Source organism: Bacillus haynesii (assembly GCF_014042035.1).
GTDB classification, from domain to species: domain Bacteria; phylum Bacillota; class Bacilli; order Bacillales; family Bacillaceae; genus Bacillus; species Bacillus haynesii.
In genome coordinates this window covers 1,230,509-1,251,444 of the sequence record NZ_CP059494.1, presented here as the reverse complement: position 1 = coordinate 1,251,444, position 20,936 = coordinate 1,230,509, and the positions used below count along the sequence as shown (strand labels likewise).

Below are 20,936 nucleotides of genomic sequence, written 5' to 3'. Positions count from 1 at the left end.
GGAAGGGAGGAATACAATTGAAAAGAACGATTGTTCGTGTTTCCGTTTTTTTCTTTCTTTTGCTGATGTCCTATCAGATGATGAACCGTCCGTATTCACAACATTACATAGATGCGATGAAAAAAGACGCGGTCACGGTTGCCGCTCAAAAGGATGAATTGTACCAGGAGCTTTTGCAAAAAGCGCCTGAATATGAAGTGAAGGCCCAGAATGCGAAAATTGATCACATATGGAAAGCGATGCCCGGCTATAACGGCTTAAAAGTAAACATCGAAAAATCGTACAAAAAAATGAAACGGGCAGGTGCATTTGATGAGAAGCTGCTCGTTTATGACCAAGTGAAACCTGACGTTCATTTGGAATCCTTAAAGCCTGAGCCGATCTACCGCGGACATCCGGATAAACCGATGGTATCGTTTATTATCAATGTCGCTTGGGGTAATGAATATTTAGAAGAGATGCTTCCCGTTTTGCAAAAGCATCGTGTCAAAGCCACCTTTTTTTTAGAGGGCAGATGGGTGAAACAGCACCCCGATCTGGCAAAGGCCATACAAAACGGCGGGCATGAAATCGGAAACCATTCATACAATCATCCGGATATGAGCAAACTGACGAGAGAACGTATTTCAGAACAGCTGCGGATGACAAATGAACAAATCGATGAAACGCTCGGCGTCAAGCCGAAGTGGTTCGCCCCGCCGAGCGGCAGCTTCCGCAAAGAGGTTGTGGATCAGGCTCACAAGATGGGGATGGGAACGATCATGTGGACAGTTGATACGATCGATTGGCAGAAACCGCAGCCGGCCGTCTTACAGCAACGGGTATTAAGCAAAGTACATAACGGCGCCATGATATTAATGCATCCGACAGATCCAACTGCAAAAAGTCTTGCCGTTTTGATACAGAACCTGCATGAAAAAGGCTATCAAATCGGAACTGTTTCACAGCTGATGAATGAAAAAAGGCTTGTTGAAGAATAGGATGTGCGGCCCGTTCTTTGAATAGGAGGAACAAATTTGATTAAACGGTATACTTGTCAAAATGGGGTAAGAATCGTATTCGAAAACAATCCCACTGTCAGGTCTGTGGCCATCGGAGTTTGGATTGGAACCGGATCAAGACATGAAACACCTGAAATTAACGGTATTTCGCACTTTCTTGAGCACATGTTTTTCAAGGGGACAAAAACGCGCACTGCAAGGGACATCGCAGAGTCTTTTGACAGAATCGGCGGACAGGTCAACGCGTTTACCTCAAAGGAATATACGTGCTACTACGCCAAAGTTCTCGATGAGCATGCAAGCTATGCTCTGGAAGTGCTTTCTGACATGTTCTTTCATTCATCATTTGACGAAGAAGAATTGAAAAAAGAGAAAAATGTCGTCTATGAAGAGATTAAAATGTATGAGGACACGCCTGATGACATCGTCCACGATCTCTTGAGCAAAGCGTCATACGGCAGCCATTCCCTCGGTTATCCGATCCTCGGCACAGAGGACACGCTTGCTGAATTTGACGGAGATTCGCTCAGAAAGTATATGGACGAATATTACACGCCTGACCGCGTCGTCATTTCGATAGCCGGAAATGTGCCGGAAGCTTTTATAAAAGAAGCTGAAAAGCATTTCGGCTCATATGAAGCCAAAGGCAAAAGAACCGGCATGACAAAACCGGATTTTCACCATGAGAAAATGACGCGCAAAAAAGAAACCGAACAGGCTCACCTCTGCCTCGGCTTCAACGGGCTGGAAGCAGGCCACCCGGAAATCTACGATTTGATCGTTCTCAATAATATTTTGGGAGGAAGCATGAGCAGCCGCCTCTTTCAGGATGTCCGCGAAGATAAAGGTCTTGCATATTCCGTGTTCAGCTACCACACTTCCTATGAAGACAGCGGCATGATGACCATCTACGCCGGAACCGGCGCAAATCAGCTTCAGCTCCTGTCAGAAACGATTCATGAAACACTGCGCGTGCTGAAAAGCGACGGTATTACACCGAAAGAGCTTGAAAACAGCAAAGAGCAAATGAAAGGCAGCCTGATGCTCAGTCTCGAAAGCACAAACAGCAAAATGAGCCGCAACGGCAAAAATGAGCTTTTGCTCGGTAAACACCGGACGCTTGATGAAATCATCGAAAAGTTGAATGCCGTCAGCCTAGAGCGTGTGAACAATCTTGCCAACCGGATTTTCACAGATGATTACTCATCTGCATTAATCAGCCCGTCGGGTGAGCTGCCGAAATAACGTCTCCTTTACACATGCTTGTCTTTTTAGGCAGGCATGTTTTTTGTTATCGGTTCATACATCATAACAAAAGGGGGTTTTTTCATGAGGCTGAGTGAACTTTCGGGAAAAGAAATCGTCGATGTCAAGCGGGCCGAACGGCTCGGCGTACTGGGTCAGACAGATCTTGAGATCAATGAGCAGGACGGACAGATTACGGCTCTTATCATCCCTTCTGTTAAATGGTTCGGACTTGGCAGAAAGCAGGGGAATGACATCAAGGTGCCCTGGTCGCAGATTCAAAAAATCGGATCGGATATGATCATTTTGGATGTTCCGGAAAGCAGCGTGACAAAAGATGAGTAAGAAAGGCTGGAACACCCGCCCGTCCCATGGGGCGGGCTTTTTGTTTTTCTGGATTTCAATTCACCGCTATTTCCTTTTTGTCATATGATGAAATTAGCTTATGAATTAGATCCTTGTCAAAAAAGAAGGTGAATGTTAGAGCCATGTTAACCGGATTGACGATTGCAATCATCGGCGGCGATGCAAGGCAGCTCGAGATCATCCGCAAGCTGACAGAACAGGATGCAAAGGTCTTTTTAATCGGTTTTGACCAGCTTGATCACGGGTTTACCGGAGCTACAAAACTAAAGCTGAACGAACTTGACTTTGGCACAATAGACAGCATTATTCTGCCTGTATCAGGCACATCGATGGAAGGAACGGTTGCGACTGTTTTTTCCAACGAAAAAGTGGTGTTAAAACAGGAACATTTAGAAAAAACCCAGCCTCACTGTGCGATTTATTCAGGGATTTCAAACCAGTATTTAGACGGGATGGCCAAAGGGGCGAACCGTCGCCTTGTCAAGCTCTTTGAAAGAGACGATATTGCGATTTACAACTCGATACCTACAGTCGAAGGTGCCATTATGATGGCCATACAGCATACAGACTTTACGATTCACGGCTCGAATGTGATGGTTCTCGGGCTCGGGCGGACGGGAATGAGTATCAGCCGGACGTTCTCGGCGCTCGGCGCACGCGTAAAAGTCGGAGCGCGCGACTCCGCCCACCTCGCCAGAATCATGGAGATGGGCCTCACTCCTTTCCACACAAACGAACTTGCAGAGCATGTTGAAAATATCGACATTTGCATCAATACCATTCCAAGCCTGATTCTCAATAAACATGTCCTCTCACGAATGACACCCAGAACATTAATTCTCGATTTAGCAACCCGTCCAGGAGGCACTGATTTTGATTTTGCCGAAAAGCAAGGCATTAAAGCGCTGCTTGCTCCAGGACTTCCCGGGATCGTCGCGCCTAAAACGGCGGGACAGATCATTGCCAACGTTTTGTGCAACCTTTTGTCTGAATTAACAACTGACCGAAAGGGGCTGTCATAATGTCGATCAAAGGAAAAAGAATCGGATTTGGCCTGACGGGTTCACATTGCACGTATGATGCCGTATTTCCGCAAATTGAAGCGCTGATCAACAAAGGAGCTGAAGTGAGACCGGTCGTCACGCATACTGTCAAGTCGACGGACACACGCTTTGGAGAAGGGGAAGAATGGGTCAGAAGAATAGAAGAACTGACTGGATTTAAAGTCATTGATTCCATTCCGAAAGCGGAGCCTCTCGGACCGAAAACACCGCTGGACTGCATGGTTGTTGCGCCACTGACGGGAAATTCGATGAGCAAGCTCGCAAACGCCCAGACGGACAGTCCGGTTCTCATGGCTGCCAAGGCGACGATGAGAAACTCCCGCCCCGTCGTTCTCGGCATTTCAACGAATGACGCGCTCGGCTTGAACGGCGTCAACTTGATGAGGCTGATGGCGGCAAAAAACGTTTACTTTATTCCGTTCGGCCAGGATGATCCTTACAAAAAGCCGAATTCGCTCGTCGCCAAAATGGATCTTTTAGTGCCGGCGGTCGAAGAAGCCCTCTCCCATAAACAAATGCAGCCCATCCTGGTCCATAATGATCAATAAATCTTAAAAAATATCAATCACCCCGGCACACATCTATGTTAAAATAAAATGTAAAATGCATAGTCAACCAATCGTTTACGACGATTAGGGTGGAAGGAGTTTTACAATTGGGCAGAGGATTACATGTAGCAGTAGTTGGTGCGACAGGCGCTGTAGGACAGCAAATGTTAAAAACACTAGAAGACAGGAATTTTGAACTGGATAAACTGACTTTATTATCCTCAAAACGTTCAGCAGGTACGAAGCTGACTTTCAAAGGCGAAGAGTACACTGTAGAAGAAGCTCGTCCAGAGAGCTTTGAAGGCGTCAACATCGCGCTTTTCAGCGCCGGGGGAAGCGTTTCGCAGGCGCTTGCTCACGAGGCTGTCAAACGCGGGGCGATCGTCATTGACAACACGAGCGCGTTCAGGATGGACCAAAACACTCCGCTCGTCGTACCTGAGGTCAATGAGGAAGATTTGCACAAGCACAACGGGATTATTGCAAATCCGAACTGTTCAACAATCCAGATGGTTGTTGCGCTCGAACCGATCCGCAAGGCTTTCGGTTTAAACAAAATCATCGTGTCGACTTATCAGGCGGTGTCGGGAGCCGGAAACGAAGCAGTAAAAGAGCTCTACGGGCAAACCGAAGCCATTTTGAACGACAAACCGTTCGAGCCTGAGATCATGCCGGTGAAGAGTGATGAAAAACACTACCAAATCGCATTTAACGCTATTCCTCAAATCGATAAATTCCAGGAAAACGGCTTTACGTTTGAGGAAATGAAAATGATAAATGAAACGAAAAAAATCATGCACATGCCTGAGCTTCAAGTTTCAGCCACATGTGTCAGACTGCCGATTGCAACAGGGCATTCAGAATCCGTCTACATCGAAACAGACCGTGATGATGTAACAGCAGAAGATATTAAAAACCTGTTAAAAGAAGCTCCAGGCGTCGTTCTGCAGGATGATCCGGCTGAACAGGTCTATCCGATGCCTGCAGATGCAGTAGGGAAAAGAGACGTGTTTGTCGGCCGGGTGAGAAAAGACCTTGACCGCCCGAACGGTTTCCATCTGTGGATCGTTTCCGACAACCTGCTGAAAGGCGCGGCATGGAATTCCGTACAAATCGCAGAAAGCCTAAAAGCTTTAAAATTAGTTTAAGATTTCTAACGGGATGTGAGAAGAGAGTGAGGCAAAAATGAAAGCCTGCTCTCTTCTGTTACGTCCGAAATCAACTTGGAGTGAAATAAATTGAAAATCATCGTTCAAAAATTCGGCGGAACGTCTGTAAAAGATGACCGCGGCAGAAAGCTTGCCTTAAACCATATTCAGGAAGCGGTCAATGAAGGATACAAAGCGGTTGTCGTCGTATCGGCCATGGGCCGGAAAGGCGATCCGTATGCGACTGATTCATTGCTTGATCTGCTTTACGGCGGACAGGATACAATTACCGAGCGCGAGCAGGATATGCTTTTATCATGCGGAGAAACGATTTCCTCTGTTGTGTTCGCCAGCATGCTTTTGGAAAACGGGATTAAAGCAGCTGCTTTAACCGGTGCGCAAGCGGGCTTTTTAACGGACAACAACCATACGAATGCAAAAATTCTCGAAATGAAGCCGGAGCGGCTTGTCAGCATGCTGGCCGACCATGATGCGGTCGTCGTCGCAGGCTTCCAAGGCGCGACTGCAAAAGGGGACATCACAACGATCGGCCGCGGCGGAAGCGATACATCGGCCGCTGCACTTGGCGCGGCACTGGACGCGGAATTTATCGATATTTATACAGATGTCGAAGGCGTCATGACCGCTGATCCGCGCATCGTTGAAAAAGCGAAGCCGCTGCCTGTGATTACCTATACAGAAATCTGTAATTTAGCCTACCAGGGGGCAAAGGTAATCCACCCGAGAGCCGTTGAAATTGCAATGCAGGCGAAAGTGCCGATCCGCGTGCGTTCAACCTATTCAAACGAGACAGGTACACTCGTCACAAGCCACCACAACTCAAAAGCCGGAAGCGACGTTTTTGAGCGGCTCATCACAGGCATCGCCCATGTGAAAGACGTGACACAGTTTAAAGTCCCGGCAAAAGAAGGACAATATAACGTACAGACTGAAGTGTTTAAAGCGATGGCGAATGCCGGCATCAGCGTCGATTTCTTCAATATTACACCAAGTGAAATTGTCTACACGGTGGCTGGAAATATGACAGACCGCGCCCACAGCATCCTGAAGGAATTGGGCTATGAACCGGCCGTGACGAGAAATTGCGCGAAAGTGTCAGCGGTTGGCGCGGGAATTATGGGCGTTCCGGGCGTCACCTCAAAAATCGTTACCGCTTTATCAGAAAAAGGCATTCCGATCTTGCAGTCTGCTGACAGCCATACGACGATATGGGTGCTCGTGCACGAGAAAAATATGGCGACGGCCGTGAATGCGCTGCATGAAGTGTTTGAACTGTCAAAATAAATATGATTGAATCATGATGAGGTGAAAAAAATGAATTTCGGAAATATCGCAACCGCAATGGTTACGCCCTTTGACAAAAATGAAAATATCGATTTTCAAAAACTGTCAAAGCTGATCGATTATTTACTAAACAATGGGACCGATTCCCTGGTCGTTGCCGGAACAACCGGAGAATCGCCGACGCTTTCCGAAGAAGAAAAGATAGCGCTCATTCAGTACTCTGTCAAGGAAGCGGCAGGCCGTGCTCCGATCATCGCCGGCACGGGAAGCAACAACACGAAGGCATCGATCAAGCTGACGAAAAAAGCTGAAGAAGTCGGCGCTGACGCCGTCATGCTCGTCACTCCGTACTACAACAAGCCTTCTCAGGAAGGCATGTACCGCCATTTCAGAGCGATTGCCGAGGAAACGTCACTGCCTGTCATGCTTTATAATGTGCCGGGAAGAACGGCTGCTTCGCTCGCACCGGAAACGACGATCCGCCTTGCGGAGATCCCGAACATCATTGCCATTAAAGAAGCGAGCGGCGACCTAGATGCGATTACAAAAATCGTAGCTGAAACCCCTGAGGACTTTGCAGTTTATTCAGGAGATGACAGCTTGACACTGCCGGCCCTGTCCGTGGGAGCGAGAGGAATTGTTTCCGTTGCATCACACATCGTCGGACCGGAAATGCAGGAAATGATCAAACATTATACGGAGGGGAACACGGCTCAGGCTGCTTTGATCCATCAAAAGCTGCTTCCGCTGATGAAAGGGCTTTTTGCCGCACCGAACCCGTCTCCATTAAAGACGGCTCTTCAGCTGAAGGGTCTTGACGTCGGGTCCGTCCGGCTCCCTTTGATTCCGCTAAATGAAGATGAACGACTCCGTTTAAGCAGCCTGATGAACGGCCTGTAAAAAACAATACGGACGAAAACGGTCATTCTCTTTTGGAGGGGATGACCGTTTATCATATACATAATGGTTCTTGTTTTCTAAATTTAGATTCAGGTATAATAGGGACAAGTGATGATGGACGGGTACTTAGATTAGGAGGATTACAATTTGAAAAAAAATACAGAAAATATTAGAATTATCGCCTTAGGAGGCGTCGGAGAGATCGGAAAAAACCTTTATGTCATTGAAATCGATTCTGACATATTCGTGGTTGACGCCGGCCTCATGCATCCAGAAAATGAAATGCTGGGTATCGATGTGGTCATCCCTGACATTTCGTATTTAATTGAACGATCTGACCGCGTAAAGGCGATTTTTCTCACACACGGGCATGAGGAAAACATCGGCGGCGTATTTTACTGCCTGAACAAACTGTCTGTGCCTGTTTACGGAACGAAGCTGACGCTTGCCCTTTTAAAGGAAACGCTGAAGCAGTACGGTGTAAACAAGAAGCCCGATTTAAGAGAAATCCATTCAAAATCCGTTATTACATTTGAATCGACAAAGGTGTCATTCTTCAATACAAATCACAGCATCCCGGATTCCGTCGGTGTCAGCTTTAAAACATCCCTCGGATCCATCGTGTGCACAGGCGATTTTAAATTTGACCAGACACCTGTTTTAAACCAGACAAGCGACATCGGCGAAATTGCGAAAATCGGCAACAGCGGTGTGCTGTGCCTGCTTTCCGACAGTGCCAATGCCGAGAAACAGGGCTATACGCCTTCAGAAGCACTCGTCGGCGGAGAGATATCAGATGTGATGTACAATGCCGAAAACCGCGTGATAATTGCCGTGTTCGCGTCTAACTTTAACCGGATTCAGCAGGTCATTGATGCCGCGCTCCAAAACGGCAGGAAGCTTGCGGTTTCAGGAAAAAATATTTCGGCGATACTCCAGCTGGCGATGAAACTCGGGTATGTCACGGCAGATGAAGATCTGTTCATTCCTGTTCAAGAAGTCAAAAAGTATCCGAAAAGAGAAGTCGCGATTTTGACAGGGGACAACCATGGAGAGCCGCTCGCCGCATTGACGAGGATCGCTAAACAAGGGCATAAGCAGCTTGACATTGAGAAAGGGGATACCGTCCTAATCGCATCCTCCCCTATCCCGGGTCAGGAGCTTATTTACTCCAAAGCGGTCGACCTCTTAACGAGAGCGGGCGCCCAGGTCGTATTCGCACAAAAACGCGTCCATGTATCAGGCCACGGCTGTCAGGAAGAGCTGAAGCTGATGCTCAACCTGCTGAAGCCGAAGTATTTAATCCCAGTAAACGGTGAATACAGAATGCAAAAAGCGCATGCCAAGCTTGCCGAAGAAATCGGCATGAAACGGAGCGACATTTTCCTGATTGAAAAAGGAGACGTCGTGGAATTCCGCGGACAAAACGTCAAAATCGGCGATAAAGTACATTCAGGCAATATTTTGATCGACGGACTCGGTGTCGGCGATATCGGCAACATCGTGCTCAGAGACCGCCGTCTTCTATCCCAGGACGGAATCTTAATCGTTGTGATTACCCTTGATAAAAAGAAAAAACATCTTGTTTCAGGACCCGAAATTATCACGAGAGGTTTTGTCTATGTCAGAGAATCTGAGCAGCTGATCGTTGAAGCGACAGAGCTTGTCAGGGAACTCGTCACCGAAAGCACAGAAAACGCCGTCGTCGAATGGTCCGCTCTAAAACAGACGATGCGTGACGCATTAAACCAGTTCCTATACGAAAAAACGAAACGAAAACCAATGATCATTCCAATCATCATGGAAGTATAAAACCAAGAGACTCCTCTTGGTTTTTTTCATGCCTTTTGCGTTGAATGAAAAAAACGCCATTGTCCATAATACAAAAGAAACTCGAGAAAGAGGTGAGCCAGATGGACACAAACCGGATACAAAACGGGGACAGCCAAGGGGAGCAGCCGGCTAAGCAAGACGCAAAAGACAGTCTCGTCAACAAAATCCAGCAGCTAGGCGAAACGACACTCCCGCAAATGGGGCAGGATACCAACATTCACTGCCTGACCATTATCGGCCAAATTGAAGGTCACGTACAGCTTCCTCCCCAAAACAAAACAACAAAGTATGAACATGTGATTCCCCAGATCGTTGCCGTAGAGCAGAATCCTAAAATCGAAGGGCTGCTCATCATCTTAAACACGGTCGGAGGAGACGTTGAAGCGGGCCTTGCGATTGCGGAAATGCTGGCGTCTCTGTCAAAGCCGACGGTCTCTATCGTTCTGGGCGGCGGACATTCAATCGGAGTTCCAATCGCAGTGTCCTGCGACCACAGCTATATCGCTGAAACAGCTACGATGACGATCCATCCGGTCAGACTGACAGGGCTTGTCATCGGTGTGCCGCAGACATTTGAGTATCTCGATAAAATGCAGGAAAGGGTCATCAATTTCGTGACAAGTCATTCCAACATATCGGAAGAAAAATTTAAAGAACTGATGTTTTCAAAAGGCAATTTGACCCGTGATATCGGGACGAATGTCGTAGGAAACGATGCGGTGAAATACGGATTAATCGATGAAACCGGCGGAGTCGGACAGGCGATTCAAAAGCTGAATCAATTAATCGAACAAAACAAGGGCGCCCAGGAAGGGATGATCCAATGATTTTGTATACGACAATGCCGCAGGAAATCGTGTTCGCAGGGCAGGCGGAAAACTCGAACTTAAAACAGATCGATGTAAACGGCGTGCCCCTTTTAGTCGAAATGAACGGAGAGGAAGCAAGGGTCGTTCAGGTTCTCAGCACGAACCCGATGGATTTTTTAAAACAAGAAACAGCACCGGGGCAGACGCTTAAACTGACATTTTATAAATAGCTGAAGTGTCACAAGGATAAATATGCTATAATAGGGGAATCCAGAGGAAAATCGCAGCCGAAAAAAGGCTGCTTTCTCTTTGTTTTTACATTTTTTAACACGCAGTAAGGTGATGGAACATGGCAAAAAGAAAACGAAAATCAACAAAGAAGCAAAAACAAGGAAAAAAACGGATCCATCTTAAATTTGAATTGTACGGATTAATCTGTATCGCCATCTCGATTATTGCGGTTTTGCAGCTTGGCGTAGCAGGACAAACGTTCATTTACATGTTCCGCTTTTTCGCCGGTGAATGGTTCATCCTTTGCCTTCTCGGCCTCTTTTTAACGGGCCTGTCTTTATTTTGGAAGAAGAAAACACCAAGTTTTTTGACGAGGAGAAAAGCGGGCCTTTACTGCATCATCGCAAGCATACTGCTTCTTTCCCATGTCCAGCTGTTTCAGCATTTGACTGAAAGAGGAATGGTTCAGTCTCCGAGCGTGATTCAAAATACGTGGGAGCTGTTTTTAATGGATGTAAAAGGGGAGACAGGATCACCTGATCTTGGAGGCGGAATGATCGGAGCCCTTTTATTCGCGGCTTCATACTTTCTGTTTGCATCCGCAGGGTCTAAAATCATCGCCGTCTTCCTGATCTTGATCGGCCTTCTTTTGATTACGGACCGTTCGCTTCAGGAGACGCTGATCAAATGGATGACCCCGGTCGCGTCCTTCATTAAAAACCAGTGGCAAGCCTTTTTAGCAGACCTTAAACAAATGAAAAGCAGCTCGCCTAAAAAGAAATCAGGAAAAAAACAGAAGGTGCAGAGAAAACCGAAAGTGTCTGAAGAGCCTTTACAAGAAGCGGAGCTTGATCCAGATCCGGTTATTCAATCAGAACCGATTATTTCAAGCTTTTCCGACCGCGATGAAAAGCCCGAAGTTCAAGCGTACGAAGCTCCGGCGCCTGCCGAGCATCCTTCTGAGCCTGAAACCGGTGAGGAGATGAAGGCCTCCGGCGCGCCCGAGATCACGTTTACAGAGCTTGAAAATAAGGATTATCAGCTTCCGTCGATTCAATTGCTTGATGATCCGAAGCACACAGGGCAGCAGGCGGATAAAAAGAATATTTACGATAATGCCAGGAAGCTGGAAAAGACGTTTCAAAGCTTCGGAGTTAAGGCGAAAGTCACCCAGGTTCATCTCGGTCCGGCCGTAACGAAATATGAAGTCTATCCTGATGTGGGCGTCAAAGTCAGCAAAATTGTCAACTTAAGTGACGACTTGGCTCTTGCGCTCGCGGCCAAAGATATCCGCATCGAAGCTCCGATTCCCGGAAAATCGGCGATTGGAATCGAAGTGCCGAATGCGGAAGTCGCGATGGTTTCCTTGAAAGAAGTGCTCGAATCGAAACTGAATGACCGGCCGGATGCAAAGCTGATGATCGGCCTCGGCCGCAACATTTCCGGAGAAGCGGTATTGGCAGAACTCAACAAAATGCCCCATCTTCTTGTTGCAGGAGCGACAGGAAGCGGGAAAAGCGTATGTGTCAATGGGATCATTACAAGCATTTTGATGAGGGCAAAGCCCCATGAAGTGAAGATGATGATGATTGACCCGAAAATGGTCGAGCTCAACGTTTACAACGGGATTCCGCATTTGCTCGCACCCGTCGTGACTGATCCGAAAAAAGCATCGCAAGCTTTGAAGAAAGTCGTCAACGAAATGGAGCGGCGCTATGAATTGTTTTCTCACACGGGAACGAGAAATATCGAAGGGTACAACGACTATATTAAACGGATGAATGCCGCAGAAGAAGCAAAGCAGCCGGAGCTTCCATACATCATTGTGATTGTGGACGAGCTTGCCGACTTGATGATGGTCGCTTCCTCTGATGTAGAAGACTCGATCACAAGGCTTTCGCAAATGGCCAGGGCGGCGGGAATCCATCTGATCATCGCGACGCAGCGGCCTTCAGTCGATGTCATTACAGGGGTCATTAAAGCCAATATTCCGTCAAGGATCGCTTTCAGCGTATCGTCGCAGACCGACTCCAGGACGATTCTAGATATGGGAGGCGCTGAAAAACTTCTCGGCAGAGGGGACATGCTGTTTCTGCCTGTCGGCGCCAACAAACCGCTCCGCGTTCAAGGAGCCTTCCTGTCAGACGAAGAAGTTGAAAAAGTTGTCGATCACGTCATCAGCCAGCAAAAGGCCCAATACCAAGAAGAAATGATTCCAGAAGAGACGCAGGAAACGGTCAGCGAAGTGACAGACGACCTTTACGACGAAGCGGTCGCACTTGTCGTCAGCATGCAGACGGCTTCCGTGTCGATGCTGCAAAGGAGATTCCGTGTCGGCTATACAAGAGCGGCGCGGCTTATCGATGCCATGGAAGAGCGGGGGATCGTCGGCCCTTATGAAGGATCAAAACCCCGTGAAGTCCTCTTGTCAAAAGAGCAATACGAAGAACTCTCTTCTTGAGAAGAGAGTTCTTGTTTGACATAATTTCATTATGTAAACTAAAAACATCTGTTTATTTATTTGACAAAACATGATATAGTTATCCTCAATTAAAGGTAATTTGAATCTGATCTGTCAGACGGAGGGAAAATATGTCGATAAAAGCTGACAATCAACGGTTATGTTTAAAAGTGATTGATCGGATAAAAGATGATATTCAAAATGGGGTCTTTTGCGAGAATGAACGGCTCCCGTCTGAATTTGAGCTGTCAAAGATGCTTGGTGTGAGCAGAACGGCTTTGCGTGAAGCGCTTAGAATACTGGAAGAAGAAAACGTCATCATCAGAAGGCATGGGGTCGGACATTTTGTAAATGCCAGACCGTTATTTCTATCAGGTATTGAGCAGCTGAACAGCGTTACAAAAATGATCGAGCAGGCAAGCATGACGCCGGGAACCATTTTTATGTCCTCACAGGTTACCGCTCCGACCGAAGAAGATATGCTCCGGTTTCAATATGCTGAAGAAACGGAGATCTTTTTGCTTGAGCGGGTGAGAACGGCAAATGGAATGCCGGTTGTCTACTGCCTTGATAAAATACCTGTGGATATTCTCCCGGAAGGCTTTTCACACGAGCAGGAATCGATGTTTGAATGGCTTGAGAACAAATCCGGCGCCGTGATCAGCTACGCTGTTGCCGATATTGTGCCAATCGGGTATCACGACACCATTTCCCAAATCCTTGAATGCGATCCTGAAACGTCTTTGCTGCTGCTCAAACAGACTCATTATGACCAAAACGATAAGCCCGTTTTATATTCTTTAAACTATTTTCGGGCCGATAAATTCAGATTTCACGTCGTCAGAAAACGTTTTTGATATGCGGGCGCTCGATTAGGAGCGGCTGTTTTTTTTTGCCCGTCTTAGCGCCCATACATAAATAAGCCCGCATCATGGAACAATAACAGATGGAAATACTGATGAATTGGGTGAAAAAAGTTGAGCAGAAAAAAAGACATGAAAAGCATTTTTGCGCTGTCTTCGGTCCCGCTTGTGATGACGCTCGGCAATTCGATGCTGATTCCGGTTTTGCCGGTGATCGAAAAAAAATTAAACATTTCTTCGTTTCAAGTGTCGTTGATCATCACGGTATACTCAATTGTGGCGATAATATGCATCCCGATTACCGGCTATATGTCGGACCGGTTCGGAAGAAAAAAGATCATGCTCCCATGCCTTGTAATTGCGGGAGCTGGAGGAGCTCTAGCAGGTTTAGCTTCAACTTTTTTCAAAGATCCGTTTGCGATGATTTTAGCAGGGCGCGTCCTTCAAGGAATCGGCTCAGCCGGCGCAGCGCCGATCGTCATGCCGTTTATCGGTGACCTGTTCCAAAATGATGAAGAAATCAGCGCGGGACTCGGTGATATAGAGACGGCCAATACTGCCGGTAAAGTATTAAGCCCGATATTAGGGGCTTTTTTAGCATCTTGGGTTTGGTACATGCCGTTTTGGTTTATCCCGATCGTGTCTCTTGCAAGCTTTTTTCTCGTCTTGTTTTTTGTTCCCAAACCGAAGGACAAAGATGATGAAAAGCAAACATTAAAAAACTTTGCAAAAAGCGTACAGGAAATTTTTAAACGGGAAGGACGGTGGCTTGTTTCCATTTTTGTCATCGGCGGGATCATTATGTTTCTTTTATTCGGGGTTCTCTTTTACCTGTCCGATACTTTGGAGAAAAAGCATCAAATTGACGGGGTTGCAAAAGGAGCGCTTCTCAGCATTCCGCTGCTTTTCCTTTCCGTCAGTTCCTACCTTGCCGGGAAGCTGATCGGAAACGATAAGATCAGAATGAAGACCTGCGTGCTGATCGGCATGATCCTGCTGTCTCTGTCATTTGCCGGTTTGTGGTGGAACCACAGTTTTTACCCGTTATTTTTGTTCATGTCCATCGGCGGCATCGGCATCGGAATAGCGCTTCCTTCTTTGGATGCGCTGATTACCGAGGGAATTGAAAAAGAAGAGCGCGGCACGATATCTTCGTTTTACAACAGTATGCGGTTCATCGGTGTTGCGCTCGGACCGCCGGTTTTCGCTTATATGATGACAAATGCGGGGTGGCTGATTTTCATCGTATCGCTTTTGTGCGGTTTAGCCGCTTTAGCGCTTGTGCTGTTTAATATTGATCCGAAGGAAGACGAAAATGAAGCGGCAAAGACGGTGTAAATCTGCACCGTCTTTTTCATAAGGTTTTTTAGTTTCCTTAAATCTCCTCCAGTTGATATAATTACAACCATACAGCCCAAGCGCATATGCTGAAATGTGGTCATAATACATAATATAAACAAGGACGAAGGAGGTTCTAGTATGACATACCTTAACGAAATAAAAGGAAAGCACCGCGGATTGACAAGCCACATTGTCAAAACGGAAAAATTCAAAACCGTCTCGATTATTTTTAAAATGCTTGCTCCTTTAACAAAAGAAGATGTGACAGAGAGGGCGCTTTTTCCGCATGTGCTTTTGCGGGGAACGAGCACCCGTCCCAAAACGGCCGAACTCAGAACGTATCTTGATGAACTTTACGGCACTTCCGTATCATGCGACCTCTCCAAAAAAGGGGAAATGCATGTTATTACATTCAGGCTCGATATCGCAAACGAAAAATTTTTAAAGGATCAGACACCGCTTCTGGAAAAAGGGCTCGAGCTTTTGTCAGAGATCATTTTTTCGCCGGCGCTTGAAGACGGGGCCTTTCTGCCGCTGTACGTATCTCAGGAAAAACGTACACTAAAGCAAAGAATACAGGCGGTATATAACGACAAAATGCGCTATTCAAATTTGAGGCTGATTCAGGTGATGTGCAAAGATGAGCCATACGCGCTTCACGTCAACGGTGAGCTTGATGATGTGGACGGCATCACGCCTCAAAGCCTGTATGAAGCTTATCAAAAAGCGGTCAGCGAAGACCAGCTCGACATTTATGTCGTTGGGGATGTGGATGAGCAGCAGGTGGATTCGTACATTTCCAAATACTTCGAAGCAAACGAGCGGGAGCTGAGACCTGTTCCCAAGCTTCAGCAAACCCGCACAAGGGAGCCTCAGGAAGTCGTCGAGGATGCTGATGTCAAGCAAGGTAAGCTGAACATGGGATTTCGGACGGGAACGCATTTTACGGATGATGATTATCCGGCGCTTCAGCTGTTTAACGGCTTGTTTGGCGGATTTTCACATTCAAAGCTGTTTATTAATGTCAGGGAAAAGGCCAGCCTTGCCTATTATGCGGCTTCCAGAATCGAAAGCTTTAAAGGGCTGTTGATGGTGATGTCGGGAATTGAAGTCGGCAATTATCAAAAAGCCGTCGACATCATCAAGGAGCAGTTTCAGGAAATGAAAAAAGGCAGCTTCACAGTAGAGGCGATCGACCAGACGAAAGCCGTCATTAAAAACCAGATTCTTGAAACGCTTGATACACCGTACGGTTTAGTCGAATTTATTTATCAGCAGGCTGCGGCCCAAACCGAATTTTCCCTGGAAGACTGGCTGGGACGAATCGACAATGTCACAAAAGACGACATCATCGAAGTCGGGAAGAAAATCGATTTGGATACAACGTACTTTCTCAAAGGGACGGAGGGAGCATCTTGACGAAAACGATCGAATTTGAACAGTTAAAGGAAACACTATATTACGAAAAAATGCCTGGCGGCCTTGATGTCTATGTTCTTCCGAAAGAAGGATTTAACAAGACATATGCGGTCTTTACGACAAAATACGGATCGATTGACAATCAGTTTGTCCCGCTCGGAAAAGAGGAAATGGTCCGCGTGCCTGACGGAATCGCACACTTTTTGGAGCATAAGCTCTTCGAAAAAGAAGACGGCGATGTTTTTCAGCAATTCAGCAGGCAGGGAGCTTCAGCAAATGCGTTTACCTCCTTCACAAGAACGGCCTACCTGTTTTCGAGCACGTCAAATGTGGAAGAAAACTTGGAAACGCTCGTCGATTTTGTGCAGGACCCTTACTTTACGGAAAAAACGGTTGAGAAGGAAAAAGGCATCATCGGACAGGAAATCAACATGTATGACGACAACCCCGACTGGCGCCTGTTTTTCGGCCTGATCGAAAACATGTACCAGGAGCACCCTGTCCGGATCGATATCGCGGGCACGATCGAAAGCATCTCACATATTACAAAAGACCTTTTGTACGAATGCTATGAGACGTTCTATCACCCGAGCAATATGCTGCTCTTTGTCGTCGGTCCGGTCGATCCCGAAGCGATCATTCGCCAGGTCCGCGAAAACCAGCAGAAAAAACCGTATACAGACCAGCCTGAAATTGTCCGCAAAGAAGTTAAGGAGCCTGGGGCCGTATTCAAAAAAGAACAGGAAATTAAAATGAATGTTCAAAGCTCAAAATGCCTCGTCGGTTTAAAAAGCGCTCATCCGATGAACACGGGAGAAGCCTTGCTGAAGCATGAGCTGACCATCAATCTCATCCTCGAGTGCCTGTTCGGCAAAAGCTCCAGCGATTATGAAAGAATTTATGAAAAAGGGTATATCGATGAGACATTCAGCTATGACTATACTGAAGAACACGGATTTGGCTTCGTCTCGGTCGGCGGCGATACGCCTGAGCCTGACAAGCTTGCCGAGGAGCTGAAACAAGTGCTGTTCAAAGCGAAAGAAACGATAACAGCCGAAAAGCTGGAACTGGCAAGAAAGAAAAAAATCGGCAATTTCCTAAAATCAATGAATTCGCCTGAGTACATCGCCAACCAGTTTACACGGTACGCATTTCTGGAGACGAGTCTGTTTGATATCGTCACCGTACTCGAATCAATTACGCTTGAGGACGTTCACCGCGTCATCCAGGAAGAAATCGAGGAAGACAGGATCACCGTCTGCAAAGTCGTTCCAAAATCATAAAGCAAGGCCTGAAAGTTCAGCGTGTCAGGACATTTCCGATGCACGCTGAACCTTTCTTCTTTTTAACGGAAAGGTGGAAACATGGTATGACAAAACTCGCTCTTATCACCGGCGCAAGCGGCGGAATCGGGCAAAGCATCAGCGAAAAGCTGGCGCAAAACGGGTATGATCTTCTCCTCCATTACCATACAAATGAGAAGGCAGCCGCTGCACTTGCAGAAAGGCTGGCACATACATACGGCATTCACGCCGAAATCATTCACGGCGATCTGTCCGACCCCGGCGGCGCAAAAGCCGTTTCCGCTTCAATCGGCGGGCGGGCGCTTGACGGCATCGTCTTAAACAGCGGACAAAGCTTCCGCGGGCTTGTGACAGACATGTCCGATGAGGCTGTACAGGACATGGTGCAGCTCCATGTCTCAAGCCCGTTTTTATTGACGAGGAATCTGCTGCCGGCGATGATCAGGAAAAAATCCGGCGCCATTGTAGCCGTCAGCTCCATTTGGGGTGAAACAGGGGCGTCGTGCGAAGTTTTATACAGCATGACAAAAGGTGCACAAAATGTGTTTGTCAAAGCTCTTGCAAAAGAGCTTGCGCCTAGCGGCATCAGAGTCAACGCCGTTTCTCCGGGCGCTGTGAAAACAAAGATGATGAGCTCGTTTTCAAAAGAGGAAGAAGAGAAGATCGCCGATGAGATTCCAATGGGAAGGCTTGCCGAAGCCGAAGAGGTTGCAGACGCCGTCCTGTTTCTGCTCTCGGCAAAGGCATCTTATATCACGGGTCAAATTTTGTCAGTTAATGGCGGCTGGCATTGTTAAAAACATGTATAGTTTACGGTCCCCCAGTTCATAATAAGGCTGTAACTTCAAGAGAATGGAGGGGCCTGATATGTCCGTACTGGATAATTGGGATCAGTGGAAAAACTTTTTGGGCGACCGTTTGAACTATGCCCAAGAAAAAGGAATGTCAAACGAAACCATCTCAGATCTCGCATATGAGATCGGCGATTATTTGGCTGGTGAGGTTGATTCAAAAAACCATCAAGAACGAGTGCTCGCAGACCTTTGGAGCGTGGCTTCCGAAGAAGAGCAGCGCGCCATTGCGAACGTGATGGTTAAGCTTGTTGAAAACAACAGCTCACATTAAGGAGAGAGTGTGTTCACTCTCTCTTTTTTATAGGCGCGGCTTTGTCAGCGGCAACGCTTTTGTTGTTTGCTTTTCGTCCCGTCAGGGTAAACAGCATGCAGGCGCCGTTACAGCAGTTTTTTCCCGATTTTGGGAAACGGACGTTTTTCTTATTTAATCACAACATTCTGCTTTCTAATTGAGACAAAATGCTTTATGATAAAGGAAGGTAAATTTTTGCCACGATGATGGGTAGGGAGGTTATCATTTGGCAAAGCTCGAATGGTACTTAGAATATGAAATCCAAGTCAACCGTCCCGGACTTCTGGGAGATATATCCTCTTTATTGGGGATGCTTTCAATAAATATTGTGACCATTAACGGCGTCGATACTCAAAGAAGAGGCCTCTTGTTAAAATGCCGTCATATAGATCAGATCAAGCGACTGGAATCGATTCTGAACACGATGGATACGATTAAAGTGACGAAGCTCCGCGAGCCGAAGCTTCGCGACCGTCTCGCTGTAAGGCACGGCCGCTATATCCAGCGGGATGCAGACGATAAAAAAACGTTTAGGTTTGAACGCGACGAGCTCGGCCTGCTTGTCGATTTTATGGCTGAACTGTTTAAAAAAGACGGGCACAAGCTGATCGGGATCAGGGGAATGCCCCGCGTCGGCAAGACGGAATCAATTGTTGCTTCAAGCGTCTGTGCGAGCAAAAGGTGGCTTTTTGTTTCTTCTACACTGCTGAAGCAAACGATCAGAAGCCAGCTGATTGCTGATGAATACAGTCCGGAGAATGTTTTCATTTTGGACGGTATTGTGTCGACGAGAAGGGGATCTGAACGCCATTTGCAGCTCGTCAGTGAGATCATGCGGCTGCCGGCGACCAAAGTTGTCGAGCATCCGGACATTTTCGTGCAAAATACGGAATATACGATGGACGATTTTGATTACATCATCGAATTGCGTAACAGCCCCGATGAGGTGATTACATATGAACATGCTGAAGAACCGCAGATGTTTGACCATTCGGGTTTTTCCGGCTTTGATTTTTAAAATGGAAGGTGTTTGTTGTGACTGAACTAGGAAATCGGCTGAAAGAAGCCAGAGAGGAAAAAGGGATGTCATTGGACGACCTTCAGGCGGCCACAAAGATCCAAAAAAGGTATTTAACGGCCCTTGAAGAAGGAAACTATGATATCATTCCGGGGAAATTTTATGTGAGGGCTTTTATCAAGCAGTATGCCGAAGCTGTCGGCCTCGACTCGGAGCTCTTGTTTGAAGAGTTTAAAAAAGATATCCCTAATTCTTACAATGATGAGGTTTCTGAGAAGCTTTCTTCAATCAAGCCGCAGAGGGAGCTGCCCAAGTCCGCCTCAAAAGCGCTTGAACTTTTGCCTACTCTGCTTGTGGCAGCCGGCGTTATCGTTGTGATCGCGATCATTTACGTCATCGTTCAGGCTGTAAACGGCGGAGGGAATCAGCAGGCTGAAGAGCCTAAGACAGAGGAATCGCAAAGCAAGTATGACGTCTCGAAAGATTCCCCTCTGACAAAGGAAAATCAACAGAACACGGATGCGCAGAAAGACAGCGCTGAAGACGACAAAGAAAAAAAGGATCAGCAGTCTGATGAGAACGACAAGCTGACCATTAAAGCGACCGCAAGCGAAGGCTCTTCCACAACCTATGAAGTATCAGGATCCGACAAGCTGGAGCTTGAAGTAAAGGCAAACGAAAACTCATGGGTCAGGGTGCGTGATGAGAAAGGGAGCTCTCTTAAAGAAGGAATGATGAAAAAAGGAGAAACCTTTCAAAAGAATATCACCGATCAATCGCAAATTGATTTACGGATCGGATATGCGCCGGGCGTTGAAATTAAAATCAACGGAGAAGTTCTTTCTTACAAGCTCGATCCTAAGACTGTGATGACACAAAACATAACGATTCAAAATAAAAAGGAGGAAAAGTCATCTTAATTGCACAGATGACT

General features: G+C 46.8%; 20 protein-coding genes. All 20 read left to right on the top strand.

From position 1 onward, the window contains the following. Positions 1 to 17 precede the first annotated feature (17 nt). On the top strand, positions 18 to 980 hold the full coding sequence (locus H2R00_RS06145; protein WP_154997429.1) for a polysaccharide deacetylase family protein: 963 nt from the start codon (positions 18 to 20) through the stop codon (positions 978 to 980). A 36-nt stretch (positions 981 to 1,016) separates the two neighbouring features. Continuing rightward, the gene (locus tag H2R00_RS06140; protein ID WP_154997426.1) at positions 1,017 to 2,246 is read left to right on the top strand and encodes a M16 family metallopeptidase; all 1,230 of its coding nucleotides are present in this window, start codon (positions 1,017 to 1,019) and stop codon (positions 2,244 to 2,246) included. 84 nt (positions 2,247 to 2,330) lie between these two features. Continuing rightward, positions 2,331 to 2,591 carry a YlmC/YmxH family sporulation protein gene (locus tag H2R00_RS06135; protein WP_043926410.1) on the top strand — a complete coding sequence of 87 codons (261 nt, stop codon included), beginning with the start codon at positions 2,331 to 2,333 and terminating at the stop codon, positions 2,589 to 2,591. Between the two features lie 143 nt (positions 2,592 to 2,734). Then, on the top strand, positions 2,735 to 3,634 hold the full coding sequence (dpaA, locus tag H2R00_RS06130; protein WP_154997422.1) for a dipicolinic acid synthetase subunit A: 900 nt from the start codon (positions 2,735 to 2,737) through the stop codon (positions 3,632 to 3,634). Further along, a complete protein-coding gene (gene dpaB / locus H2R00_RS06125; protein WP_094777404.1) occupies positions 3,631 to 4,224 on the top strand; it encodes a dipicolinate synthase subunit B in 594 nt (197 codons plus the stop codon). Before dpaA ends, dpaB begins: the two co-directional genes overlap by 4 nt. Before the next feature lie 107 nt (positions 4,225 to 4,331). After that, entirely contained in the window at positions 4,332 to 5,372 is a 1,041-nt protein-coding gene (gene asd, locus H2R00_RS06120) for an aspartate-semialdehyde dehydrogenase (RefSeq protein ID WP_182070669.1), read from the top strand. Between the two features lie 90 nt (positions 5,373 to 5,462). Further along, positions 5,463 to 6,677 (top strand): aspartate kinase, encoded by a 1,215-nt coding sequence (gene dapG / locus H2R00_RS06115; RefSeq protein ID WP_154997416.1) that lies wholly within the window; start codon positions 5,463 to 5,465, stop codon positions 6,675 to 6,677. Between the two features lie 30 nt (positions 6,678 to 6,707). After that, a complete protein-coding gene (gene dapA / locus H2R00_RS06110) occupies positions 6,708 to 7,577 on the top strand; it encodes a 4-hydroxy-tetrahydrodipicolinate synthase (RefSeq protein WP_182070668.1) in 870 nt (289 codons plus the stop codon). 147 nt (positions 7,578 to 7,724) lie between these two features. Continuing rightward, positions 7,725 to 9,389, top strand: a complete 1,665-nt coding sequence (gene rnjB, locus H2R00_RS06105; protein WP_154997410.1) for a ribonuclease J2 — start codon at positions 7,725 to 7,727, stop codon at positions 9,387 to 9,389. Between the two features lie 101 nt (positions 9,390 to 9,490). Then, complete coding sequence (locus H2R00_RS06100; RefSeq protein WP_154997406.1) at positions 9,491 to 10,237, top strand: ClpP family protease; 747 nt, start codon at positions 9,491 to 9,493, stop codon at positions 10,235 to 10,237. Then, positions 10,234 to 10,449 carry a YlzJ-like family protein gene (locus H2R00_RS06095; RefSeq protein WP_003181904.1) on the top strand — a complete coding sequence of 72 codons (216 nt, stop codon included), beginning with the start codon at positions 10,234 to 10,236 and terminating at the stop codon, positions 10,447 to 10,449. Before H2R00_RS06100 ends, H2R00_RS06095 begins: the two co-directional genes overlap by 4 nt. A gap of 119 nt (positions 10,450 to 10,568) precedes the next feature. Beyond that, entirely contained in the window at positions 10,569 to 12,911 is a 2,343-nt protein-coding gene (locus H2R00_RS06090; RefSeq protein ID WP_182070667.1) for a DNA translocase FtsK, read from the top strand. A gap of 131 nt (positions 12,912 to 13,042) precedes the next feature. After that, positions 13,043 to 13,768, top strand: a complete 726-nt coding sequence (locus tag H2R00_RS06085) for a GntR family transcriptional regulator (protein WP_003181905.1) — start codon at positions 13,043 to 13,045, stop codon at positions 13,766 to 13,768. Between the two features lie 138 nt (positions 13,769 to 13,906). Continuing rightward, complete coding sequence (bcbE, locus tag H2R00_RS06080) at positions 13,907 to 15,112, top strand: bacillibactin exporter BcbE (RefSeq protein ID WP_182071032.1); 1,206 nt, start codon at positions 13,907 to 13,909, stop codon at positions 15,110 to 15,112. Positions 15,113 to 15,253: 141 nt separating this feature from the next. Then, complete coding sequence (gene yfmF / locus H2R00_RS06075) at positions 15,254 to 16,534, top strand: EF-P 5-aminopentanol modification-associated protein YfmF (protein WP_182070666.1); 1,281 nt, start codon at positions 15,254 to 15,256, stop codon at positions 16,532 to 16,534. Then, the gene (gene yfmH / locus H2R00_RS06070; protein WP_154997395.1) at positions 16,531 to 17,817 is read left to right on the top strand and encodes an EF-P 5-aminopentanol modification-associated protein YfmH; all 1,287 of its coding nucleotides are present in this window, start codon (positions 16,531 to 16,533) and stop codon (positions 17,815 to 17,817) included. Before yfmF ends, yfmH begins: the two co-directional genes overlap by 4 nt. A gap of 86 nt (positions 17,818 to 17,903) precedes the next feature. Beyond that, on the top strand, positions 17,904 to 18,635 hold the full coding sequence (ymfI, locus tag H2R00_RS06065; RefSeq protein WP_182070665.1) for an elongation factor P 5-aminopentanone reductase: 732 nt from the start codon (positions 17,904 to 17,906) through the stop codon (positions 18,633 to 18,635). Between the two features lie 70 nt (positions 18,636 to 18,705). Then, entirely contained in the window at positions 18,706 to 18,963 is a 258-nt protein-coding gene (locus tag H2R00_RS06060; RefSeq protein ID WP_006638104.1) for a DUF3243 domain-containing protein, read from the top strand. Between the two features lie 247 nt (positions 18,964 to 19,210). Next, a complete protein-coding gene (locus H2R00_RS06055; protein WP_003181917.1) occupies positions 19,211 to 20,002 on the top strand; it encodes a YmfK family protein in 792 nt (263 codons plus the stop codon). Positions 20,003 to 20,019: 17 nt separating this feature from the next. Then, positions 20,020 to 20,922, top strand: coding sequence for a helix-turn-helix domain-containing protein (locus tag H2R00_RS06050; RefSeq protein ID WP_043926424.1), 903 nt, complete (start codon positions 20,020 to 20,022; stop codon positions 20,920 to 20,922). Positions 20,923 to 20,936 lie beyond the last annotated feature (14 nt).